The 23,438-nt window shown below is 70.9% G+C and carries 12 protein-coding genes, 3 tRNA genes, 2 rRNA genes, 1 pseudogene and 1 riboswitch; of the genes and pseudogenes, 5 read left to right on the top strand and 13 right to left on the bottom strand.

Translation table 11 applies throughout. The features are described 5' to 3' along the window. Positions 1–173 precede the first annotated feature (173 nt). From N2041_RS00090 to N2041_RS00070, 5 genes are all read left to right on the top strand, one after another. A 16S ribosomal RNA gene (locus N2041_RS00090) occupies positions 174–1,665 on the top strand. Positions 1,666–1,841: 176 nt separating this feature from the next. Next, a tRNA-Ile gene (locus N2041_RS00085) sits at positions 1,842–1,918 on the top strand. Positions 1,919–1,985: 67 nt separating this feature from the next. After that, positions 1,986–2,061 (top strand) — tRNA-Ala (locus N2041_RS00080). Between the two features lie 215 nt (positions 2,062–2,276). Then, positions 2,277–5,223: ribosomal RNA gene (locus tag N2041_RS00075) — 23S ribosomal RNA — on the top strand. The 16S and 23S rRNA genes sit together here with 3 tRNA genes alongside, the layout of an rRNA operon. Before the next feature lie 90 nt (positions 5,224–5,313). Beyond that, a tRNA-Met gene (locus N2041_RS00070) sits at positions 5,314–5,388 on the top strand. 68 nt (positions 5,389–5,456) lie between these two features. Here N2041_RS00070 and N2041_RS00065 read toward each other — a convergent pair. The 13 genes and pseudogenes from N2041_RS00065 to N2041_RS00005 form a co-directional block, all read right to left on the bottom strand. Next, positions 5,457–6,167 carry a CbtA family protein gene (locus N2041_RS00065; protein WP_297674619.1) on the bottom strand — a complete coding sequence of 237 codons (711 nt, stop codon included), beginning with the start codon at positions 6,165–6,167 and terminating at the stop codon, positions 5,457–5,459. Positions 6,168–6,232: 65 nt separating this feature from the next. Next, positions 6,233–6,454, bottom strand: coding sequence for a CbtB-domain containing protein (locus N2041_RS00060; protein ID WP_297674616.1), 222 nt, complete (start codon positions 6,452–6,454; stop codon positions 6,233–6,235). A 57-nt stretch (positions 6,455–6,511) separates the two neighbouring features. Further along, positions 6,512–10,867: a cobaltochelatase subunit CobN gene (locus N2041_RS00055; protein ID WP_297674614.1), complete on the bottom strand. Its 4,356-nt coding sequence runs from the start codon at positions 10,865–10,867 to the stop codon at positions 6,512–6,514. Further along, on the bottom strand, positions 10,864–12,852 hold the full coding sequence (locus N2041_RS00050) for a VWA domain-containing protein (protein WP_297674612.1): 1,989 nt from the start codon (positions 12,850–12,852) through the stop codon (positions 10,864–10,866). Before N2041_RS00050 ends, N2041_RS00055 begins: the two co-directional genes overlap by 4 nt. Next, the gene (gene cobN, locus N2041_RS00045) at positions 12,849–16,529 is read right to left on the bottom strand and encodes a cobaltochelatase subunit CobN (protein ID WP_297674610.1); all 3,681 of its coding nucleotides are present in this window, start codon (positions 16,527–16,529) and stop codon (positions 12,849–12,851) included. Before cobN ends, N2041_RS00050 begins: the two co-directional genes overlap by 4 nt. Positions 16,530–16,788: 259 nt before the next feature. Further along, positions 16,789–16,848, bottom strand: a riboswitch (cobalamin riboswitch). A gap of 68 nt (positions 16,849–16,916) precedes the next feature. Next, positions 16,917–17,471, bottom strand: a complete 555-nt coding sequence (cobU, locus tag N2041_RS00040) for a bifunctional adenosylcobinamide kinase/adenosylcobinamide-phosphate guanylyltransferase (RefSeq protein WP_297674608.1) — start codon at positions 17,469–17,471, stop codon at positions 16,917–16,919. Between the two features lie 2 nt (positions 17,472–17,473). Further along, entirely contained in the window at positions 17,474–18,973 is a 1,500-nt protein-coding gene (locus tag N2041_RS00035) for a cobyric acid synthase (protein ID WP_297674606.1), read from the bottom strand. Further along, complete coding sequence (locus N2041_RS00030) at positions 18,952–20,007, bottom strand: aminotransferase class I/II-fold pyridoxal phosphate-dependent enzyme (RefSeq protein ID WP_297674604.1); 1,056 nt, start codon at positions 20,005–20,007, stop codon at positions 18,952–18,954. The genes N2041_RS00035 and N2041_RS00030 overlap by 22 nt, the downstream gene beginning before the upstream one ends. Then, positions 20,004–20,909, bottom strand: coding sequence for an adenosylcobinamide-phosphate synthase CbiB (cbiB, locus tag N2041_RS00025; protein WP_297674602.1), 906 nt, complete (start codon positions 20,907–20,909; stop codon positions 20,004–20,006). Before cbiB ends, N2041_RS00030 begins: the two co-directional genes overlap by 4 nt. After that, complete coding sequence (locus N2041_RS00020) at positions 20,906–21,658, bottom strand: adenosylcobinamide-GDP ribazoletransferase (RefSeq protein WP_297674600.1); 753 nt, start codon at positions 21,656–21,658, stop codon at positions 20,906–20,908. The genes cbiB and N2041_RS00020 overlap by 4 nt, the downstream gene beginning before the upstream one ends. Next, positions 21,655–22,695: a nicotinate-nucleotide--dimethylbenzimidazole phosphoribosyltransferase gene (gene cobT, locus N2041_RS00015; RefSeq protein ID WP_297674597.1), complete on the bottom strand. Its 1,041-nt coding sequence runs from the start codon at positions 22,693–22,695 to the stop codon at positions 21,655–21,657. The genes N2041_RS00020 and cobT overlap by 4 nt, the downstream gene beginning before the upstream one ends. Beyond that, complete coding sequence (gene cobO, locus N2041_RS00010; protein WP_297674595.1) at positions 22,695–23,255, bottom strand: cob(I)yrinic acid a,c-diamide adenosyltransferase; 561 nt, start codon at positions 23,253–23,255, stop codon at positions 22,695–22,697. The genes cobT and cobO overlap by 1 nt, the downstream gene beginning before the upstream one ends. Next, a pseudogene (locus N2041_RS00005) lies at positions 23,255–23,438 on the bottom strand (hypothetical protein); the annotation flags it as partial. The gene cobO and the pseudogene N2041_RS00005, both read right to left, overlap by 1 nt.

Below are 23,438 nucleotides of genomic sequence, written 5' to 3'. Positions count from 1 at the left end.
GGGCGGCATCCCCCGGCAGGGGCGGCACGGTTGACAGCCTGGCGGAGAGAAGTTAATCTTCTCGTTCGGGCCTTGCGAGAGGCCAGCGCACCTTAACAACTGGATAGCGGACGAAAGAGAACGTCTGGGACCCCGTTCAAACGGAACATCCCGGCCGCAAGGTCGGTTCTGTTTCTACGGAGAGTTTGATCCTGGCTCAGGACAAACGCTGGCGGAATGTATTAGGCATGCAAGTCGTACGAGCCTTCGGGCTAGTGGCGAACGGGTGAGTAACACGTGGGTAACCTGCCTCGTAGTGGGGAATAACTCCTCGAAAGGGGAGCTAATACCGCATAAGACCCCCGGTGAGAGTCCGGGTGGTGAAAGCTCCGGCGCTACGAGAGGGGCCCGCGGCCGATTAGCTAGTTGGTGGGGTAATGGCCTACCAAGGCGACGATCGGTAGCTGGTCTGAGAGGATGGTCAGCCACACGGGGACTGAGATACGGCCCCGACTCCTACGGGAGGCAGCAGCTAAGAATCTTGCGCAATGGGCGAAAGCCTGACGCAGCAATTCCGCGTGGAGGACGAAGGCCTTCGGGTTGTAAACTCCTTTTGTGAGGGAAGAAGTTCTGACGGTACCTCACGAATAAGACACGGCTAACTACGTGCCAGCAGCCGCGGTAATACGTAGGTGTCGAGCGTTGTCCGGATTTATTGGGCGTAAAGCGCCCGCAGGCGGCCAGGCAAGTCCAGGGTGAAATCTCCCGGCTCAACCGGGAGGGTGCCCTGGAAACTGCCAGGCTTGAGGCAGGGAGAGGGATGTGGAATTCCCGGTGTAGTGGTGAAATGCGTAGATATCGGGAGGAACACCAGTGGCGAAGGCGGCATCCTGGCCCTGTCCTGACGCTCAGGGGCGAAAGCGTGGGGAGCAAACCGGATTAGATACCCGGGTAGTCCACGCCGTAAACGATGAGTACTAGGTGTTGGAGGTATCGACCCCTTCAGTGCCGAAGCCAACGCGATAAGTACTCCGCCTGGGGACTACGGCCGCAAGGCTAAAACTCAAAGGAATTGACGGGGGCCCGCACAAGCAGCGGAGCGTGTGGTTTAATTCGATGATACGCGAAGAACCTCACCCAGGCTTGACATGCACGTGGTACCGATCCGAAAGGTGAGGGACCCTTCGGGGAGCGTGCACAGGTGTTGCACGGCCGTCGTCAGCTCGTGCCGTGAGGTGTTGGGTTAAGTCCCGCAACGAGCGCAACCCCTGTCGCCAGTTGTACTTCTCTGGCGAGACTGCCGAGAAAACCTCGGAGGAAGGAGGGGATGATGTCAGGTCAGCGTGGCCCTTACGCCTGGGGCTACACACACGCTACAATGGGCAGTACAACGGGTCGCGAAGCCGCGAGGCGGAGCTAATCCCATCAAAGCTGTCCTCAGTTCGGATTGCAGGCTGAAACCCGCCTGCATGAAGCCGGAGTTGCTAGTAACCGCAGGTCAGCACTACTGCGGTGAATACGTTCCCGGGCCTTGTACACACCGCCCGTCACGTCACGAAAGTTGGAAACACCTGAAGCCGGTGGGCTAACCCGCAAGGGAGGCAGCCGTCGAGGGTGGAGCCAGCGATTGGGACGAAGTCGTAACAAGGTAGCCGTAGCGGAAGCTGCGGCTGGATCACCTCCTTTCTAGGGAGTATGCCCCGGAGAAAACCTCCCGCCTCAGCGGTGGGGCAGGAGGTCCGGAAGCAGCACCCAGGTCGATCGGTCCGGCGCACCCGCCGGGTCGTTACACCAGCGGCGCCCCAGCAGCCGTCTTTCGTCCGCTATCCAGCTGTCGAAGGTGCACTGGCCACGCTCCCCGGGGGCCATTAGCTCAGCTGGTTAGAGCGCAGTCCTGATAAGACTGAGGTCTCTGGTTCGAGTCCAGAATGGCCCACCATCCTGGCTCAACCCCGGCGGAGAACCCCCGGGCCCCGGGCCTGGCACACACGGAGTACCAACCCGGAGGGGCCGTAGCTTAGTTGGGAGAGCGCCGCCTTTGCACGGCGGAGGTCAGGAGTTCGAATCTCCTCGGCTCCACCAGCTCCCCAAAGCCCGCCCCGGGCCCGTGCCAGCGACGCGCTTCGCAATCGGCCCCTGCCAGCAGGCAGCGGCCGGCGGCGAAGCCGGGCCGCAGGGATGAAACCCCGCGGCGCGCACCTTAAGAACTGAAGAGCGAAGACACTGCATCGCCTCGACGGCGCGCTCAAGCAGCGCCAGCGAGGCCGGGCAATTCATACCGACCGAGTCTTGGTGGAGGTCAAGCTACCAAGGGCGCGCGGTGGATGCCTAGGTACCAGGGGCCGATGAAGGACGTGGCAAGGCTGCGATAAGCTCCGCCCAGCTGCCAAGCAAGCGTAAGCGGAGATCTCCGAATGGGGTAACCCAGCCCGGCGAAACCGGGCTACTCCAGGCTGAACACATAGGCCTGCGAGGGGGAACCGGGGGAACTGAAACATCTAAGTACCCCGAGGAAAAGAGAGTATTCCCCTAGTAGCGGCGAGCGAACGGGGAGAAGCCCAAACCGGCAGGGTTCGCCCTGCCGGGGTTGTAGGGCCGGCCATTGTGCAGTTACCAATCGCACGGGTAGGAGAATGGACCTGGAAAGGCCAGCCAGAGAGGGTGACAGCCCCGTACACGAAACTCGATGCGACTGCCGGCCGGTACCTGAGTACCACGGGACACGTGAAACCCCGTGGGAAGCTGGGGAGACCACTTCCCAAGGCTAAATACCCCTGGTGACCGATAGTGAACCAGTACCGTGAGGGAAAGGTGAAAAGTACCCCGGGAGGGGAGTGAAACAGAACCTGAAACCGCGTGCCTACGTGCAGTCGGAGCCCGTCGCAAGGCGGGTGACGGCGTGCCTATTGAAGAATGAGCCGGTGAGTTACTCTACGTGGCGAGGTTAAGCAAGGAGACTTGCGGAGCCGCAGCGAAAGCGAGTCCGAACAGGGCGCCACAGTCGCGTGGAGTAGACGCGAAACCGAGTGATCTACCCATGGGCAGCGTGAAGTCCAGGTAAAACTGGATGGAGGCGCGAACCTTCTAGCGTTGCAAAGCTATTGGATGACCTGTGGGTAGCGGTGAAATGCCAAACGAACTCGGAGATAGCTCGTTCTCCCCGAAATGCATTTAGGTGCAGCGTCAGGCGATCTCCGGCGGAGGTAGGGCTCTGAAAGGGCTAGGGGGCTCACCGCTTACCGAACCCTATCAAACCGCGAATGCCGTCGGACAAAGCCTGGCAGTGAGACGGTGGGGGCTAAGCTTCATCGTCAAAAGGGAAACAGCCCAGACCACCAGCTAAGGTCCCAAAGTCCACGCTCAGTGTGAAAGGATGTTGAACTGCTCAGACAGCCAGGAGGTTGGCTTAGAAGCAGCCACCCTTTAAAGAGTGCGTAATAGCTCACTGGTCGAGTGGTTCTGCGCCGACAATTCAACGGGGCTAAGCGTGGCACCGAAGCTGTGGGTCAGCAGCCTCGAGCTGCTGGCGGTAGGGGAGCGTTTGCTTCCGCTGTGAAGGGGTAGCCGTGAGGCGCCCTGGAGCGAAGCGAAGTGAGAATGCCGGCATGAGTAGCGTAAGGCGCGTGAGAACCGCGCCCCCCGTATACCTGAGGTTTCCTACGGAAGGTCAATCCGCGTAGGGTTAGTCGGGCCTAAGCCGAGGCCGAAAGGCGTAGGCGATGGACAGCTGGTTAGTATTCCAGCACCGCAGCGGTAGCGTTTGATGCAGAGGGGGGACCCAGCAGGGTAGGTCCCGCGGGCCCATTGGACATGGTCCGTTCCTGGTTCGTAGGCGTCTCGCCGGAGGCAAATCCCCGGCGGGGTCAAGCGGAGGAACCGGGACGAGTGGAGACTTTGTCAAAGCGAGGGGGCTGAGCCCACACTGGCGAGAAAAGCCTCGCTGCTAGTTACCATTGCGCCCGTACCGCAAACCGACACTGGTAGGTGGTGGTAAGCACCATAAGGGGATCGGGAGAACCTTCGTTAAGGAACTCGGCAAATTGGATCCGTAACTTCGGGAGAAGGATCGCCCTCGGGTGTGTAGAACCTCGCGTTCCAAGCACCGGGGGGCCGCAGAGAGCAGGCCCAGGCGACTGTTTATCAAAACCACAGGTCTCTGCAAAAGCGAAAGCTGACGTATAGGGGCTGACGCCTGCCCAGTGCCGGAAGGTTAAGGGGAGAGCTGCAAGGCTTGAACTGAAGCCCCGGTGAACGGCGGCCGTAACTATAACGGTCCTAAGGTAGCGAAATTCCTTGTCGGGTAAGTTCCGACCCGCACGAAAGGCGTAACGATCTGGGCGCTGTCTCGACGAAGGACCCGGCGAAATTGAATTGACCGTGAAGATGCGGTTGACCCGCGGCAGGACAAAAAGACCCCGTGGAGCTTTACTGCAACTTGGCGCTGGGAGTGGGTCTGAGATGCGTAGGATAGGTGGGAGGCGACGAAGCGCTGCTTTCGGGCGGCGTGGAGCCAACCTTGAAATACCACCCTTCTCTGATCTGCTTTCTAACTCCTGAGCAAGCAGGAGGACAGCGTCTGGTGGGCAGTTTGACTGGGGCGGTCGCCTCCTAAAGAGTAACGGAGGCGCACAAAGGTTCCCTCAGGGTGGATGGAAATCACCCGTCGAGTGCATTGGCATAAGGGAGCTTGACTGCGAGACCCACAAGTCGAGCAGGGGCGAAAGCCGGTCAAAGTGATCCTACGGTACCGAGTGGAAGGGCCGTGGCTTAACGGATATAAGCTACCCCGGGGATAACAGGCTTATCTTGCCCAAGCGTCCACAGCGACGGCAAGGTTTGGCACCTCGATGTCGGCTCGTCGCATCCTGGGGCTGGAGTAGGTCCCAAGGGTTGGGCTGTTCGCCCATTAAAGCGGTACGCGAGCTGGGTTCAGAACGTCGTGAGACAGTTCGGTCTCTATCCGCCGTGGGCGTAGGAGCCTTGAGAGGAGCTGCCCCTAGTACGAGAGGACCGGGGTGGACGGACCGCTGGTGTGCGGGTTGTTCCGCCAGGAGCACCGCCCGGTAGCCATGTCCGGACCGGATAAGCGCTGAAAGCATCTAAGTGCGAAGCCGACCTCAAGATGAGGGCTCCCACCGAGTCAATCGGGTAAGACCACAGGAAGACTACCTGTTCGATAGGCGCCAGGTGTAAGCGCAGCAATGCGTTCAGCTGAGGCGTACTAATGGTCGAGGGCTTGACCTCCAACAAGACTCGTCGCGCATGATTCGCCCGTCCGCAGGTCTTCGCTCTTCAGTCCTCGAGGTGCACCGGCTCGCCGGCCGCCCTCGTCGTCGCGGGGTGGAGCAGTGGTAGCTCGTCGGGCTCATAACCCGAAGGTCGGGGGTTCGAATCCCTCCCCCGCTACCAATTCCCCAGCTCAGCGCCAAAACGGCCCGGGTTCCAAACCCGGGCCGTTTTTCGTTTCCGGCGCGCCCTTATGCGGCCGGTTCGCGCCCCAACGCCGCCTCCGCAGCGGCCAGGCCTGCCGCGAGCGTCAGCCACAGCGCCCCCTGCACCAGCAGCGAGCCCCGCCGGAACTCCCACAGCAGGTCCGCCGGGAACCCCGCCGGCAGCTCCACCGGCTCCGCGACGAGAACCGCGGCCCCGACCCCACCTGCCAGCACGGCTCCCGCGCCGATCACCGCCGGCAATCGGCCCCTGCGCTCCACACAGCGCCACGCGCCAGCCGCCAGCACAGCCGCGGCGAGACCGATCCCGACGACCGCGAGGAACATCCACGTCCGGGCGGCCGAAGTTTCCGGGCTGCCGACACCCGGCGGGTTGGCAGGGTACGCCAGCGCCGGCAGCAGGCCCGCAGCATAGCCGCCTGCCAGCGCCGCCACCGCGGCGCCCCGCAGCGGCGAGCCGGCGAACCCCAGCCGCGCGGCAGCCATCCCCGCAACGGCCGCCAGCAGGCCGCCGCCGAGCGCGACCGCGAGCGTCCCGGCCGCGAGGCCCGCAGTCCGCTGCACCGACCGCGAAACCGGCGCGTCCTCATGGACGTGGTCGGCCGGCACCTCGGCGTGCGACTCCTCGAGCGCGATCGCATCCTCCAGCCGCGGCTCCACCGCCCACCAGGCCACGAGCGCTGCCGCGACGCCCGCGGCGACCGAGGCGAGCGCCGCCATCAGCAGCACGTCCAGCATCCCGCCACGGCCCCCTGCCGCGGCGCGCGGCACGGCCGATCCCGAAGTCGCTCCCCCGGCTCGCATCAGTGACATGGGAATCCCAGCGCGTGCCGCGCATCGTGCACGAACTCGTGAATCGTCGTGCCCTCGAACAGCGCCACCGCCCCCTGCTCGAAGCCGGCCAGGTACAGCAGGACGCCGGCCAGCGCCAGCGCCGCAGCGGCCGCGACCCATTCGCGGACGTGGAACACCCGGGTTCTGCCGAGCGCCTGCCCCGTGATTGCCGATGGTGAAGAAACGGACATACCAAACCTCCCTGTCGTGGTGTGACGTATCTGCTCCCGCAGCGCAACGCGCCGCGATCACATCCGGTCTTCGATTGCCCCCTCCGCCTCCAGCAGCGCCGCCTCGAGCCGCGCCGCCATACCCGCCGGGGCTTGCCAGAGCCCGCGGCGGATCGCTTCCCCGAGCCTGCGCGACATATCACGCAGGGCCCACGGGTTGTGCTCCCCGAGGAAGCGCTGCATCTCCGCGTCGAGCACGTACCGCTCCGCCACGCGTTCGAATTGCCAGCCCTTCACGATGCCCGCCGTCGCTGCCCAGCCGAACAGGTAGTCCACCGTGGCGGCGAACTCGGTCCCCGCCCGGTAGCCATGCTCCCGCATCGCCGCGATCCACTTCGGGTTCAACACCCGCGCGCGGACCACCCGGTCCAGCTCATCCTCCGTCAGTCGCACCCTCGGCCGCCGCGGGTCCGAACTGTCCCCGAAGTACAGCCGCGGGCCGCGTCCACGAAGCATCCGGACCGCCGCCGCCATCCCGCCCTGGAACTGGAAGTAGTCGTCCGCATCGAGGATGTCGTGCTCCCGGTTGTCCTGGCTTTGCACCGCCGCGTCGACCGGCCCCAGCCGGTTCCGCAGTTCATCGCCCATCGGAACCCCGTACATCCCGGGCGCGTAGCCGTGTCCGCCCCACGCGAGGAACGTCTCCGCGACCTCCTCCTCGCGCTCCCACGCCGCCTCATCGAGCAGTTGCAGCACGCCCGCCCCGTAGACGCCCGGGGCGCTCCCGAAAACCCGCACGCCGGCCCGCTGCCAGGCCTCCCGCTCCTCCATCCCCGCCTCCCGAAGCGCGGTCGCCCGCGCGACCCGGTGCGCGCGGATTGGGTTCATCGCCGGCGGTTCGTCCAGCGCCGCCACCGCGTCGAACGCCTCCCCCAGCAGCTCGATCACTCCCGGGAACGCATCCCGGAAAAAGCCGGAGACCCGGCAAACGACGTCCACCCGCGGCCGCCCCAGCTCATCGAACGAACGCACCCGGAACCCGGCGACCCGGCGGCTCTCCCGCTGCCACGTCGGTTCGACGCCGATGAGCGCGAGCACCAGCGCCACGTCCTCGCCGCCGTTCCGCATCGCCGTCGTTCCCCACATCGAGAGGCCGATCGAGCGCGGCGGCACCCCGAGCTCGCGCACGTACCGTTCGATGGTTGCCGCTGCCAGCTCCTGCCCCACTTCCCACGCCACCCGGCTGGGGATCGCGCGCGGGTCCACCGCATAGAAGTTGCGCCCCGTCGGCAGCGCATGAGCCATCCCGCGCGTCAGTGCGCCGGCAGGCCCGGGCGGCACGTAGCGGCCGTCGAGCGCATCCACCACATGGCCGAGCTCGTCGACCGTGCGCTCGAGCGCCGGCGCGAGCCGGTCCAGGGCGAACCCGAGCACGGCGGGCAGCGGCCCAGCGTCGCCCCGGCAGGGCCCCACGAGGCTCGCCGCTGCCACCGGGTCCAGCCCCTCCAGCAGCACACCGCGCAGCGCCGCCCGGCCCCGTCCGGCCAGGCGCTCCTGCAGCTCTCCAGCCGAGCGCGCCGCCTCGCCCGGCAGCACGTGGACCCCGCCCTCCAGCCGCTGCCCTGCCGGGAGCGCCAGGAGGTCCGCAGGGATTCCCAGCCAGGCCGCAGCCGCTTCCGCCAGCGCGGGTATCTCCCCGTTCGGCACACGCAGCATCGCCGCCGCGAAGTCCACCAGCTCGTCACCCTCCGGCACCTCCCCGAGCACGTGCAGCCCAACCCGGATCGGCGCCGCGCCGAGTTCATGCGTATACGTGTGAATCGCCTCGACGAGGTGCGCGAAGCCCTCCCCGCTCAGGTCCGAAAGCGCATACGGCACCCCGTCCTCGTGCTCCCGCGGGTCCCATTCGTGCACATGGCCGTCGCCCCCATCCTGCAGCAGGCGGTCGAGCTCGTTCGCGAGCCCCGCCTGCCGGATCACGTCCCAAATCTGCCGCTGGAGGTAGGGCAGCCGGCCCGGGTCGGTCCGCTCCAGCAGGTAGTACTCATCCACCAGCCGGTCCAGCTCCGCCAGCTCCCCGTACAGCTCTGCGTTCGTAATCGGCGGCGGCAGGTGGTCCACGATGACGGCGTGCGTCCGCCGCTTCGCCGCTGCTCCCTCGCCCGGCCCGTCGATGATGAACGGGTACACGACCGGCAGGTCGCCGACGAATAGGTCGGGGTAGCAATCCGCCCCGAGGCCCACACCCTTCCCCGGCAGCCACTCCGCCGACCCGTGCTTTCCAACCTGCACGATGGCATCCGCGCCAAAGCCGCCCAGCTCCTGCGGCTCCCGCAGCCACCGGTAGAGCGCGTAGTACGGGTGCGGGGGCGGCAGGTCCGGCTGATGCATGATCGCCGTCCGGTTCATCGAGTACCCGCGCGGCGGCTGAATCGCGAGGAAGACGTTCCCCGTCACGATGCCGGCGACGACGAGATTCCCCGCGGCGTCGAGGTAGTGCCGCCCCGGCGGTGGCCCCCACCGCTCCGCCATCTCCGCCTGCCGCCGCGCCGGCAGCTCCTCGAACCATGCCCGGTACCGTTCCGCCGGCACCCGGGCGGCCGCACCCGCCAGCATCGCCTCCGTCAGCGTCTCCTCTTCGTAGTGGCCCCGCGCGAGCAGCTCCTGCATGAGCGCGTCGCCGCCTTCCGGGATTGGCCCCACGGTGTACCCCGCGTCCCGGAGCGCGCGCAGCAGCCGCACCACGCTCTCCGGCGAATCCAGCCCCACCGCGTTCGCGATGCGGGACGCCTTCGCGTGGTGGTTCGTCAGGATGATCGCGACCCGCTTCTCCGCATTTGGCGTCCTCCGAAGCCTCGCGAGCCGGACTGCCAGCCCCATCAGCCGCTCAGCGCGGTCCCGCGGCAATACCCGCCGCACCGTCCCATCACCGCCCCGCTCCTTGAACGAAGCCGGGACGCCGATGATGCGCCCGTCGAGCTCCGGAATCGCCACCGACCTCGCCACATCGAGCGGCCCGGCACCCGTCACCGAACCCTCCCACTGCGCGACCGACGTCGAAATCGTGAGCCCCTGCACCTGCGGCAGCCCGAGCTCCTCGAGGACGTTCACCTGCCATTCGGAAGCGCCCGGCTCCTGCCCCGCGCTGCCGAGCGCGAAGGCCATCGTATTCACCACCGCGTCGACCTCCGGCTGCCCGCCGGCATCGCACAGCTCCCGCAGCACCGCCGTCCGTCCCGAACCATCCGGGTCGTCCTTCAGCGAATAGCCGAAGACCGGCAGGACGTCCGCGCCGAGCGCCTCCCCCGCCTCGACCAGCGCATCGATGAACGCCGTGTCGCCCGAGAGAAAGAACGACCGGTAGAACAGCACCCCGACGGCAGGGCGCCGGGCATCCCGCGCCGCCCGCCACGCCTCCCGCGTCGCGAATCGGGGATGGTAGAAGCCGGTTCTCGGCTGCGGCGCCGGGTCCCGGTAGCCCACCCCGAGGCTGAGCAGGTGGTCGCCCAGCATCTTCAGGCACTCCCGGTAGTTCGCGACCCCGCCCTCCTGCAGGTACGCGCGCACGGCCAGCGCCATCCCCGCGCCCGCCGTCGAAAGCCCGATCAGCCCTTCGTCGAGCTCCTCCGTTCCCGGTACCGCGATGAGCCAGCCGCCGTGCTCATCCGCCAGCTCTGCAAGCCGCTCGACCGCCGGCACCGACCGCCGCCCGCCGTGCACGACCAGCACCGTCACCGCAGCCCGCGGGACCAGCTGGTCGAAGAGCGCCGCCGCGTCCTCCGTGTCCCGGAGCCCGGCGATGTTCCGCACCGTGACCGGCGGGAAGTCGCCCCCCAGCTCCCGCGCTGCCGCCGTGAAGCACAGCACGTCCGTATCGGAATGCGACAGCACGAGGATGCCGCGGTCGTCCCGCGGTGCCGGCACGTCCGCAGCTTCCTCCCGCGCCCCCGCCGGCCGCCCCCGGCCGTCGTTCGCCATCGCCGAAAACGCCAGCCTGCCGAGTTCGCCGTCCGGCGGCACATACCTGCCTGCCGCGACCAGCGCCTCGATGTAATCGAACAGCTGCCCGATCAGCCGCTCCGAATTCATCGAATGGAAGAACACCGTCACGCCGTCGAACAGCAGCATGCACACATTGGCCAGCGGACACGGTCCGAGGCACCCGCCCATGTTGAGATGGACCTTGTTCCGCAGCTTCCGCCGCTCCCACTCCTCGTGGTATCGCTCGAAGTGCCCCGGCGGCTTCCCTTCGGCCTCCCGGCCGCAGCAGCACCCGTGCGCGCAGACGAACAGCTGGCCCAGCTGCCGGTTCACGTTCACCAGCCGGCCGTCCGCCCGCGTGACGATGTTGCGCTGGCCCTTCCGCCGCGGCGTGACGTCCTCAATCGAACAGGCCGCGCCGCAGTCCCCCGCACACCGTTCGCTCCCGCTCATACGGCCGCCTCCGCGCGGCGCGCCCGCACCGCCGTCCAGATCGCCGCCGGCTCGAGCTCATCGAGCCGCACGTAATCACCCCCGAGCGCCTCTGCAAGCCGCCGCGCGATGCCCAGCCGGTGAGCGCCCTGCTCCGTATCGAGCACCAGCCCATCCACCTCCAGCTGCCGCAGCGCTGCCGCCCGTGCGAGGGCCGCCGCGACCGGGTCGAGCCCCCCCGCCGCGGCGTTCGCCCGGCCGTCCGTGACGACCACCGCCAGCACGGGTAGCCCCGGCTCCTTCCGGCGGACCCGGGCGACGAGCCGCGCCGCCTCCTCGAGCCCCGCCCAGAGCGGCGTCCGGCCCCCGGTGCCGAACGCAGCGAGCGCCCGGTGCGCATGGTCCATACTCCGCGTCGGTGCCAGCACGAGCCGCGCGCCGCGCCCGTCGAACGCCACCAGCGCCACCCGGTCGCGCCGCAGGTAGGCGTCCTGCAGGAGCCCGAACACCGCGCCCTTCGCCGCCTCCATCCGCTTCCGCGCCCCCATCGACCCGCTCGCATCGACCACCATGAGGACCAGCGCCGCCATCTCGCCCAGCCGCCGCTTCCACCGCCACGCCGTCCGCGCCACCGGCAGCCCGGGCTTCCCGCGGACCGCAGCCGCGCGGAGCGTCGCCGCGATGTCGATATCCCCCGGGCGGCCGCGCCGCCGCGAGCCCGCGTGCCGGCCCCGGTTGGCCTCCGCGCCCCTGCGGCGGCGCCCCGTTGGGCGGAGCGCCTGCGGCCGCCGCCGCTCCGGCGCCGGAGGGCGAAGCGAGAGCGCCTCGCCCACCGCTGCCGGCCGCTCACCCGGGCCGCCCCCGGGCGCAGGCACGCCCGCACCCGAGCCTTCGCCGGCGCGCGAAACCGGCTCATCAGTGGCGCCCGGTGCATCACCCGGCCCTGGCGGCGGCTCTGCCGGCTCGCGCCCGGGGGCGTCGTCAGATTCATCGTCGCCTTCGAACTCCCGGAGCGCCTGTTCCAGCCGCTCACGGTCCAGGCCCGGCTGCTCGAACGGAAGTCGCCGCTGCCGGTGCGCCAGCACCAGCGGCGCCGCCGCGCGCACGTCGTCGAGCGTCACGCGCTCCCGCCCCTCCCACGCCGCCCGCGCGCGTGCAGCCCGGTACAGGGCGAGGTCGGCCCGCAGGCCGTCCGCATCGCACGCGGCGCAAATCCCGGCGATCGCCTCCAGCACCGACTCCGGCACCTCTACCCGCGGGAGCCGCGCCCGGGCAGTCCGGAGGCGGGCCGAAAGGTCGTCCTCTGCCGCCCGCCACCGCGCCGCGAAGCCCGCAGGGTCTGCCTCGAACGCGACGCGCCGCCTCACGACTTCGGCCCGCTCCGCCGGCGCCAGCAGGTGCTCCGCCTCGACCATCAGGCCGAACCGGTCCAGCAGCTGCGGCCGCAGCTCTCCTTCTTCCGGGTTCATCGTCCCCACGAGGACGAACCGCGCCGGGTGGCTCACCGAGACACCGTCGCGCTCGATGTAGTTCCGGCCCATCGCAGCAGCGTCGAGCAGCGCATCGACCAGGTGGTCCGCGAGCAGGTTCACTTCGTCGACATAAAGAATTCCCTGGTGGGCCGCCGCGAGCAGTCCCGGCTCCACCTTCCGCACCCCCTGGCCGAGCGCCGCCTCGAGGTCCAGCGACCCGATCAGCCGCTCCTCCGACGCCCCCACCGGCAAAGTCACCAGCCGCGGCGGCCGCAGAACGGCCGGCGCGCCCTCCCCATGCATGCCGGGGCAATCCGCCTGCTCCCCGGGCGCGCACGAAAACGGGCAGCCACCGGTCGCTTCCACCGGCGGCAGCAGCGCGGCCAGCGCGCGCACCGCCGTTGATTTCGCCGTCCCTTTCCCGCCCCGGATCAGCACCCCGCCGATCGCCGGGTCGATGACGTTCAGCAGCAGGCCGAGTTTCACGTCCTCCTGCCCGACGATCGCCGTGAACGGGAACAGCGCGCCGCTCACCGCGCCTCCTCCCGGGCAGCCGCGCGGTCTTCGATCGCCCCTTCCGCTTCGAGCAGGGCGGACTCCAGGCGCGCTTCCATCCCCGCCGGGGGCGCCTGCCACATCCCCCGCCGCACCGCCTCCAGCAGCCGGGACGCCATGTCCCGGAGGGCCCACGGGTTATGCCGGGCGAGGAGGTCCCGCCGCCGCGCGTCGAGCACGTACGCTTCAGCCAGCCGTTCGTACATCCAGTCCTCCAGCACGCCGGCCGTCGCGTCGAAGCCGAATGCGTACTCCACGGTCTTGAGCATCTCCGAGCCTCCCTGGTAGCCGTGCCGCTCCATGCCTTCGAGCCACTTCGGGTTCAGCACCCGCCGCCGGAACGTGCGCCGCGCCTCATCCTCGGCTCCGCGAACCGCTGCCCTCCACGGCCGGGTCGTGTCCCCGATCCACGCTTTCGCTCGCCCGCCGCCCAGCTCCCGCGCGAGCGCTGCCATCGCCCCGAAGTCCTGGAAATAGTCGTCGGTGTCGAACATGTCGTGCTCCTCGTTGTCCCGCGTCTTCAGGACGACGCTCAGTTCCGATGCGCGCCGGATGAGCGCTGCCCGCGCCGGCTGGCCGTACCTCGCGCGCGTGTACGCATGGTCGACCCACGCCGCGTACACCTCCGCGAGGTCGCGGCGCGTCTCCCATGCGCCCGCCTCCACTGCCTGCGCGACGCCGTCCACGTACGCCCCGGGCGGCGGCGCGAAGACCCGGTAGCGCGCCTCGTCGTCGGCGACGCCCTGCGCGAGGTCGGCCAGCACGTGCTTCCGGACGAAATTCCGTTCCGGCGGCTCATCCAGCGCCGCGACCGTGCAGACGGCCTCGTCCACCAGGTCCATGGCCGCCGCGAAGCTGTCGCGAAAGAACCCGCTCGCCCGGAACACGATATCGATGCGGGGCCGGCCGAGCCGTTCGAGCGGCACGACGCGCAGCCCGGCTACCCGCCCCGAACGGTCGTCCCACTCGGGTTCGACCCCGAGGAGATGCAGCGCCTGCGCAACGTCTTCCCCCCGCGTGCGGATGTTGGCCGTTCCCCACGCGATGATCGCGACCGAATCGGGGTACGCCTCCTCCTCGTCGAGGTGCCGCGCGATGACCGCCTCCGCAAGCGCTCGCCCGGTCTGCCACGCGTGGCGGCTTGGCAGCGTCCTCGGGTCGAGCGCATAGAAGTTCCGGCCCGTCGGCAGCGCATCAGCCTGCCCCCGCGTCGGGGCACCGGCGGGGCCAGGCGGCACCGCCCGCCCCTCGAGCGCGCGCACCACGTTCCGCACCTCATCCGGCGCCCGGCGAATGGCCGGGAGCACGCGCAGCGTCAGGTCCTCCAGCGCGAGAGCAGCCACCGGGTCGTCGCCCGCCAGCCGCGCTGCCAGCTCCCGGCGCGCCCCACCCGGCCCGCACCGCACCGCTGTCTCGACCACCTCCCGCGCCAGCGCCGCCGCGTGCTCCGGCAGCCGGTCCCCCGCCGCCAGCCCCAGCCGCCGCGCGATCGCGCCGCCCAGCGACCGTTCGCCTGCGCCCCGGTCGATGGCGAGCAGGAGGTCGGTCAGCGCCCCGTCTCGCGGAACCTCGCCGAGCACGTGCAGCCCTGCCGGCATGAGGCCGCTCTCGAGCTCGTCCAGGTAGTGGAGCCCCTCGCGCGCCAGCCGCTCCGGTTCACAGGCCGCGCCCGGTTCGATCCCGAGGTCGCGCTCCAGCCGCGCCCGGCGCACCGCTTCGGCAGCGCGCTCCGCCAGGGCTGCGGTCCTCCCCGGGCCGGCGCCGCGGTCGAGCGCTTCCTGCAGCGCTTCGAGTGCTGCCCGCGCCTCCGCCAGCTCGCCGTAGGTGCCGGCCTCGGTCATCGGCGGCACCAGGTGGTCGACGATGGCCGCAGCGGCGCGCCGCTTCGCCTGTGTCCCCTCGCCCGGGTTGTTCATGATGAACGGGTAGACGAGTGGCGTGTCCCCCAGTGCGATGTCCGGGAAACACGCCGCCGAGAGCCCCGTGCCTTTCCCCGGCAGCCACTCCAGGTTGCCGTGTTTCCCGACCTGGACGATGGCGTCCGCCTTGAAGATTTCCCGGAGCCAGAGGTACGCCGCGAGGTACTGGTGTGGCGGCGGCAGCTCGGGCGAGTGCAGGATGGCATCGCGGTCGAGCGCGAAGCCCCGCTGCGGCTGAGGCCCGACGAACACGTTCCCCAGCAGCACGCCCGGCGCCACGATGTCATCGCCGTCGACGAACACTTCCCCCGGCGGTGCTCCCCAGTGCGATTCGACAGCGTCCCGTACCGCCGCCGGCAGCCCGCCGAACCAGGCCGCGTACTGCGACACCGGCACCCGCACTACCGCCGCCCCGAGCTGTTCGGCCGTCGCCGCTGCCGGGTCGTTCGGGCACGCCCGGAGGATCATCTCGACGAGTGCCTCGCCCGTTTCCGGGATGCCCTCGACCGCGAAACCCGCCGCCCGCAGCGCTTCCAGCAGCCGCATGACCGAAGCCGGCGCATCGAGCCCGAAGGCCGCAGCCAGCCGCGCTTCCCGGCCGTTCGGGTTGTTCAGCAGAATCGCGACCCGCTTCTCCCGGTTCGGCAGCAGCCCGAGCCGCGCCCACCGCGCCGCCAGCCCCGCGAGCCGCTCGAGGCGGTCGGGCTCCCACGCCACCCGCGGGCAGTCTCCTTCCGCGGCCTCCCGGAACCCGGCCGGGACCGAGATCAGCCGGCCGTCGACCTCCGGCATCGCCGCCGACATCGCGACGTCCAGCGGGCTCAGCCCGGCCGCGCTATTGCGCCACGCCTCCCGCGACCCCTGCGTCATCGCGCCCTGGATGACCGGCACGTCGAGCGCCGAGATGCCCGGCGCGGCCTCAACCCGGCCCTCCGCGCCCGGCCGGGCGGCTGAGAACGGCATCAGCGAGACGACCGCGCGGACCAGCGGCTGGCCAGTCTCATCGCTCAGCAGCGCGCGGATCGCCGCCGCGTTGTCCCGCCCGTTCGAATCTTCACGCAGCCCGTACGCCCAGACCGGCAGCGCGTTATACCCCTGCCGGTCGAGCGCCTCCGCGAGCGCCTCGATGAGCCCTGTCTCGCCCATCTGCACGAGATTCCGGTAGAACAGGATGCCGACTGCAGGACGGCCCTCGCGCCACCATGGCGCGAGCCGCACCGCCTCGCGCCCCGCCGCCAGCGGCTGCCCGGGGACGAAGTATCCCTCCCAGGGGAGCGCCTCAGTCGGCTGCGAGCCGAAGCCCCCGCCCAAATATCGGTCGGCGAGGAACCGCAACGCCTGCTCCACGTTCGCCTGCCCGCCGTGCAGGAAGTACTGGAGCACCCGCTCCGCGTCCGCCGGGTCGGCGGTGGAGTGCTCGGCCAGCGTCTGCCCCGTCATCGGGTAGGCGCGCCGGACGACGAGGGGCGCTCCAGCCGCCCGGCACGCCGCGAGGAGCGGCTCGAACAGCCCGCCCAGCGAATCCGGGCCGGCCAGCAGCCGCACCACCGCCGCGCCCGCCCGGCGCGCTGCTGCGAGCACCTCGTCCCGCCGCGCTGCTGCCGCCCCGGCACTGAAGACGGCCACCGCGGGAAATCCTTCCGGGAGCTGCGGCCGCGCTGCCGCGATGGCAGCGAGATCGGCATCGTAGGCCGTCACGATGAGGATGCAGCGCTCCCCCGGGCGCGCTTCCGTCACTGCCCCGTGCTCCCCGCCCGGCCGCGATCGAGCCGTCGCATCCGTCACGCCTCCTTCGTCGCCCGCTCGCGGAAGGCGGCACGCTCCGCTCCCCTGGTCCCCCGGGCGAAGGCATTCACTGCCTCCGCCCGCGGCCGCGTGCCGTACGAACGGCAACGCCCCTCGCGAGGAGGGGCGTGAACGGCACATGGCGACCGGCTGGAGCCACGTGTCCATCACCCGTTTCCCCGCGGGCTAGACACCAGCACGGCACCGGCGACCTGGCTCACCGCCTCGCGGGCGGATGACAGTTGCGGGACAGCCCCGGATTCGCACCGGGTTCGCGCTGCCGTGCTGACCCCCGGACTCTACCATGCGCGCCCCGGCCCGGACAACGCCCGGCTGGCCCTACCCCGGCAGCCGAAGCGCCCGCCCTGCTACCACCAGCACCACCTCGTCGGCTGCCTTCCCTATCGCCTGGTTCGCCGCCCCCAGCGCATCCCGGTAGGCGCGCGTCATCGCCCCCGCAGGCACGATCCCCCAGCCAACCTCGTTCGTGACCACGATCGTCAGCCCCGGCCGGCGCGCGGCGGCCCGCGCCAGCTCCTCCGCGGCAGCCCGCACCGTCGCCGCCAGCTCCCGCCAGGCCTCGGGCGGGGCATCGTCGTCGTATCCCGACCGCCAGAAGAGGTTCCCGCACCAGGTGGCGAGGCACTCGACGAGCACGGTCGCCGCCGCAGGAGCCCGTCCGGCCGCCCCCGCGAGGTCGACCGGCTCCTCGACCGTGGCCCACCCCGCCGGCCTCCGCGCCCGGTGCTCGGCGATGCGCGCCCGGCTCTCGGGGTCCGGCGCTTCCATCGTTGCGATGTACACCACCGCCGCCCCGGCGGCTGCGGCCATCTCCTCCGCGAACCGGCTCTTCCCGCTCCGCGCGCCCCCGGTCACCAGCACGAGCCGCCCCATCGCTAGACCCGGCCCCCGAGCGCCCAGTCCGCGATGCGCTCGATGTCCAGGGACGACTCGAGCACGTCCGCCAGCCGGTCGAACGCCGCATCCGCGTCGTCGTCGCTCCCGGGCGCGAACGGCTTCCCCCGCAGGCGCGCCACGTTCTCCAGCAGCCGCGTCCGGAACGCGCGGCTGGCGAAGCCGCCGTGCACGTACCAGCCGAACACCATCCCGTCGGCCGAAAGCGCGCCAATCGGCTCGTCAGCCTCCGTCCAGGCCGCCGGCCGCGCCACCTCGGTCAGCCCCGCGTGGATCTCGTAGCCCTCCGCGTGGATGCCGCCGCAGCCCTCCAGCAGTCCCGGGCCGCCCGCGAGCCGCACCCTGCTCGAGCGCGTCACCTTCCCCGGCGCGAATCTGGTCCGGCACGCGAGCCAGCCCAGGCCTTCGGCCGTCCCCGGCTCGCCTTCGACCCCGAGCGGGTCCTCGATCGTCGCCCCCAGCATCTGGAAGCCGCCGCAGATGCCGAGGACCGGTGTCCCGGCCGCCCGCAGCCTTCCCAGCGCCTCCGCGAGTCCGCTCGCCCGCAGCCACGCGAGGTCGTCGCGCGTCGCCTTCGTCCCCGGCAGCACCGCGAGGTCCGGCTCGCCCAGCTGCCGCGGGTGCTCCACGTACCGCACCCGGACGTCCGGCTCCCGTTCGAGCGGGTCGAAGTCGTCGAAATTCGCGATCCGCGGGAGCCGGATGACCGCGACGTCGACACCGCGAAACGGCCCGTGCTCGTCCTTCCGCCGGTCGAGCGCCACCGAATCCTCCTCGGCGATGCCCGGCTCCCGGACCCACGGCACCACGCCCACCACCGGCACGCCGGTCAGCCGTTCGATGTCGCGCAGCCCCGGCTCAAGCAGGGAAGGGTCGCCCCGCAGCTTGTTGATTACGAACCCCTTCACGAGCCCCTGCTCCTCCGGCTCCAGCAGGTGGTAGGTCCCGTACAGGTGCGCGAACACGCCGCCCCGGTCGATGTCCCCCACGATCAGCACCGGCGCGTCGGCATACCGCGCGACCCGCATGTTCGAAATGTCCCGCGCCTTCAAATTGATCTCTGCCGGGCTCCCGGCACCTTCGATGATGACGAGGTCGAACTCCGCCCGGAGCCCGTCCAGCGCCGCCGTGACGTCCTGCCAGATGTGCGCCTTCGCCTCCTGGTAGGCGGCCGCATGCAGCGTCCCCACCGGCCGCCCCAGCACCACGACCTGCGACCGAAGGTTCCCTTCCGGTTTCAGCAGCACCGGGTTCATCTCCACCCGCGGCAGCGCGCGCGCGGCCAGCGCCTGCACGTACTGCGCACGGCCGATTTCGCCGCCGCCCGGGACCACCGCCGCGTTGTTCGACATGTTCTGCGCTTTGAACGGCGCGACCCGCAGCCCCCTCCGGGTGAAGACCCGGCACAGGCCCGTCACCAGCAGGCTCTTGCCCGCCGACGATGCCGTCCCCTGGACCATCAGGACTCCGCCGCGAGCCATGCGCGCACCTCCATCATCGCCTCGATGAGCTGCCCGGCATACCGCTCGTGCGGCACCGCCACGCGGACGAACTCCGGCAGCCCGAACGAGGCGCAGTCCCGCACGGCGAATCCCCGCCGCAGCAGCGCAGCGCGGAACGCAGCGCCGTCGCCCACGTCGACCAGCAGGAAGTTCGCCAGCGAGGGCCGGACGCCGAATCCCGCTGCCTCGAGCGCATCGAACAGCCGGGCGCGGGTTGCCGCAACCCGCCGGGCGCTCTCCCGGCAGAACTTCTCGAGCCCCAGCGCGGCCATCCCCGCCGCAGCGGCCGGCGCGCTCACCGCCCACGGCGGCTGCTGCGCTTCCACCGCCGCGATGTCGTCCCCCGGCCCCAGCAGGAACCCCAGGCGAAGCCCCGGCACCGCGTGGATCTTCGTCAGCGACCGGAGGACGAGCAGCCCGGGCGCCGGCGCCGCGCGTTCATCTTCCGGCCACGCGAACGGCATGTAGGCCTCATCGACGACGAGCCGCCCGCCCGCCCGCGCAGCGGCGGCTGCAAGAGCGGCGATGTCCTCCCGCGGGCAGCGCGCGCCCGTCGGGTTGTTCGGGTTGCACAGGAAGACGAGCGCCGGTTCGACCTCTTCCACCAGCCGCGCGGGCTCCGCTCCCGCTCCTCCGGGGTGCGGCCCCGTCACGACGTCCATCCCGGCCGCCCGGGCCGCCGCCGCGTACTCTCCGAATGTCGGCCCGAACACCAGGCACCGGCCGCTGCGCCCGAGCGCCCGGCATAGCAGGTAGATCAGCTCGCTCGTCCCGTTCCCCGCCAGCACCTCCCCGGGGGTCAGCCCCCACTCCCGCGCCCACGCCGCTCGAAGGGTTCCCGCGTCCGGCTCCGGGTACCGGCGAACCTCGGCCGCGCGCGCCGCAACGAGGACGTCCGGGTGCGGGCCGTACGGGTTCAGGCTCGCGCTCAAATCCACGAGCTCGATGCCGGCTGCCGCGGCCCCGGCGAGCTCCTCGGCCGTCACGCCCCCGTGGACGACGCGCCCCGTCATCGCCGTCCCCTCAACGCGGCGGCGGCGCCGGCCGCCAGCACTGCCGCAGCCGCCGCGGCCAGGCCCGCCGCCCTGGCGATGTCCTGCGCCCCGGGCTCCCGGCCAGCCCCGTTCAGCACATGGTGACCGCGCTTCTCCAGCCGCGTGCCCAGCGCGCAGGCCATCGCTGCCATCGGCCAGCCGGCGTTCGGGCTCGCCGTCGACCGCGCATCGCGCGCGACCTCGCCCGCCCGGCGCAGGGCCGCGGGCCGGAGCGCCAGCAGCACCGCCGCCGTCAGCCGCGCCGGCGCGAGGTTCAGCGCGTCGTCGAGCCGCGCCGGCACCATCCCGAACCGCCCGCGCGACCGGTAGCCGACCATCGCATCGAGCGTGTTCACCGCCCGGTACGCGTAGGCCCCGGCGAGCCCGCCCGCCAGGTACCACGCCGCCGGCGCAACGACCCCGTCCGAGAGGTTTTCCGCCACCGACTCGATTGCGGCCGAAGCGACCAGCGTCGCCGGCAGTTCTCCCGTGTTGCGGCTCACCATCCGGCCCGCAGCCTCCCGCGCGCCCGCGAGGTCGCTCCGTTCCAGCGCTCGCCGCACCGCGTCCGCGTGCTCGATGAGCGCCCGCAGTGCGAGCGCCTGCTTCAGCGCGAACGCCTCGGCCGCGAACCCGGCGAGTCCCCCGCCCCGCACCTGCCGCTGCAGTCCGGCCCCGGCCGCCGCGGCAGCCCCCGCCGCGACCAGCGTGAACCCGATCCCGGCCGCTGCGGTGTCCCGCCGCCCATGGTCCGTCATCCGCCGCTCCAGCCAGTTCGCCGCCTGGCCGAACCGCGCCACCGGATGCCACCGGTTGGGCAGCTCCCCGAACGCGGCATCGAGCGCGAGCGCCGCGAGCAGCACGGCCGCGCGCCGCCTCATGCCGCGAACCACCACGGGGTCAGCTTCGGAATGAGCGCTGCCGCCGCCAGCAGCGCCGCGCATTCCGCCGTTTCGATGCACGCGCCATAGGCATCGCCGTTCAGCCCTCCGAGCGCCCGGCTGAGCCCCCAGGCGGTCAGCCCGGCCGCCGCACCGGCGCACGCTGCTGCCGTCAGCCCCCACGGCCCAAGCACGAGCAGCGCGCTACCGAACCCGGCCGCGACGCCCAGCGCAGCGACCCCCCGCGTGCAGCCCCCGCGGAACGCCGCCCCCATCCCATCCGCCCCGAGCGGCGGGAACGCCCGCGCGATCGCCGGGAGCGCGCCGCGGCTCGCAACGATCGCTGCCGCCGTCGCGCCTGCGGCCGTCCCGGGCGCCATCGACGCCAGGCAGCCGAACTTCACCAGGAGCACGAGCCCGACCGCCGCCACTGCGAACGTCCCGTGGTGGACATCCCTGAGAATCTCGGACCGCCGTTCCCGGCTCGCCGGGACGAACGCCGCGTCGGCGCAGTCCGCCAGGCCGTCGAGGTGGAGCGCGCCGGTCGCCGCCGCCCATGCCGCGACCGTCACCGCCGCCGCCGCGCCCGGCGGCACTGCCTCGCCCAACCCCCACGCAGCGGCAGCGACCGGTGCCGCGAGCACGATGGACGCCGCCGGCAGCCAGCGGGCCGCCTTCGCTGGCTCCCAGGCGTGCGCTGGCAGCGGCAGGCGGGTCAGCAGCCCCAGCGCCGAGGTCAGCCCGCTCACCCGTCTGTCCGTTCCGAAACGCCGGCCTCATCGAACGTCGCCATCTCGTCCCGCACCGCCAGCGCCGCGTCGACCAGGTGCAGCGCGAGCGCCGCGCCCGTCCCTTCGCCCAGCCGCAGGCGCAGGTCGAGCAGCGGCTCCAGCCCGAGCGCCTCGAGAACCGCCGTGTGTCCCGGTTCGACCGACCGGTGCGACGCGATGAGGTAACCCGGTGCGCCCGGCGCCATCGCGCAGGCCGCCAGCGCCGCTGCGCCGGTGATGAACCCGTCGAGGATCACCGGGATGCGGCGCTCGGCCGCCCCGAGGATCAGCCCGGCGAGCCCGGCGATTTCGAACCCGCCGACGCTTGCCAGCACACCGATGGGGTCGGCCGGGTTCGGCCGGTGGAGCGCAAGCGCCCGCTCGACGACGCCGACCTTGTGCGCGAGCGCCGCATCGTCGAGGCCCGTGCCGCGGCCCGTCACCTCTTGCGCCGGGCGCCCGGTCAGCGCCGCCGTCACCGCGCTCGCCGCGGTCGTGTTCCCGATGCCCATCTCACCCGTGAGGAACAGCGAAACGCCCGCTGCAGCGAGCTGACCCGCCAGCTCCCGCCCCGTCGCGACTGCCGCTTCCGCCTGCGCCAGCGTCATCGCTGGCTCGCGCGTCATGTTTCGCGTCCCGGGTCCCAGCCGCCGGTCCAGCACTCCCGGCACGCCCGGCGCGGCGCGCACCCCCATATCGACGACCACGACCTGCGCGCCAGCCCGCCGCGCGAGGACGCTGATGCCGGCGCCGCCCGCTGCGAAGTTCGCCACCATCTGCGCCGTGACCTCGGACGGGTAGGCAGAGACCGCCTCCTCGGTGACGCCGTGGTCGGCCGCCATGACCACCACCGCCCGCTGGTCGAACCGGCACGATGGGTTGCCCGTCATCCCGGCGAGCCGGATAGCCAGCTCCTCGAGCCGGCCGAGGCTCCCCTGCGGCTTCGTCAGGCGGTCCAGCCGCCGCGCGGCCGCCGCTGCAGCTGCTGCATCGATGTCCGGGATCGTGATGCGCATCAGAACTCTACTCCTGGTTGGGCCTTGATCCCCTGCTCGCGGTAGGGATGCTTGATGAGCGTCATCTCGGTCACGAGGTCGGCTGCGGCGATGAGTCCCTCCGGTGCGTAGCGGCCCGTCACGACGACATGGAGCAGCGGCCTTCGCCCCTGCAGGGCAGCGACCGCCTCGCCGGTGTCCAGCCAGCCGTAGTGCAGCGGGTAGGTGAACTCGTCGAGCACGAGCATCGCCAGGTGCGGGTCCTGGAGCCGCGCCTTCGCTCGCTCCCACTGCTCGAGCGCGAGCGACTTCGTGCGCTCCGGGTCCTTCGACTTCCACGTGAACCCGTCACCCAGCGGGTGCACCGGGATGCCCAGCCGCTTGGCCGCCCGGTGTTCTCCGAAGTTCGCGGTCGGCGGCTTGATGAACTGGTACACCTCGACCGGCATGCCCCGGCCCCAGGCACGCAGCACCATGCCCAGCGCCGCCGTCGTCTTCCCCTTCCCATTGCCGGTATTCACGATCAGCAGGCCCTTCTTTTTTCGCGGGCCCTTCACCGGCTGGTGGCCATCCCCCGTCATCAGCGCGCCTCCGTGGTCCTTCTGCCGGGGTCCATCTCGCCCCGCAGCCGAAAATCGATGCGCAGACTGCCCTCGCCGTCCCCGCGCACCCGGGCGTCGAGCCCGTACACCCTCCCGAGGACCGCCGCGTCGAGCACCTCGCGCGGCACCCCCGCCGCGGCTGGCGAGCCCCGGTCCAGCAGC

The organism is Tepidiforma sp., assembly GCF_026419595.1.
In the GTDB taxonomy this organism is placed as follows: Bacteria; Chloroflexota; Dehalococcoidia; order Tepidiformales; family Tepidiformaceae; genus Tepidiforma.
The sequence above is the reverse complement of the archived record's forward strand: the minus strand, read 5'-3'. Positions and strand labels throughout refer to the sequence as shown.

What these genes read in the sequence shown, in the direction of transcription:
- N2041_RS00065 (WP_297674619.1), bottom strand. Translation starts at nt 6,167, where the DNA reads ATGCTGGACGTGCTGCTGATGGCGGCGCTCGCCTCGGTCGCCGCGGGC.
- N2041_RS00060 (WP_297674616.1), bottom strand. Translation starts at nt 6,454, where the DNA reads ATGTCCGTTTCTTCACCATCGGCAATCACGGGGCAGGCGCTCGGCAGA.
- N2041_RS00055 (WP_297674614.1), bottom strand. Translation starts at nt 10,867, where the DNA reads ATGAGCGGGAGCGAACGGTGTGCGGGGGACTGCGGCGCGGCCTGTTCG.
- cobU (WP_297674608.1), bottom strand. Translation starts at nt 17,471, where the DNA reads ATGGGGCGGCTCGTGCTGGTGACCGGGGGCGCGCGGAGCGGGAAGAGC.
- N2041_RS00035 (WP_297674606.1), bottom strand. Translation starts at nt 18,973, where the DNA reads ATGGCTCGCGGCGGAGTCCTGATGGTCCAGGGGACGGCATCGTCGGCG.
- N2041_RS00030 (WP_297674604.1), bottom strand. Translation starts at nt 20,007, where the DNA reads ATGACGGGGCGCGTCGTCCACGGGGGCGTGACGGCCGAGGAGCTCGCC.
- cbiB (WP_297674602.1), bottom strand. Translation starts at nt 20,909, where the DNA reads ATGAGGCGGCGCGCGGCCGTGCTGCTCGCGGCGCTCGCGCTCGATGCC.
- cobT (WP_297674597.1), bottom strand. Translation starts at nt 22,695, where the DNA reads ATGCGCATCACGATCCCGGACATCGATGCAGCAGCTGCAGCGGCGGCC.
- cobO (WP_297674595.1), bottom strand. Translation starts at nt 23,255, where the DNA reads ATGACGGGGGATGGCCACCAGCCGGTGAAGGGCCCGCGAAAAAAGAAG.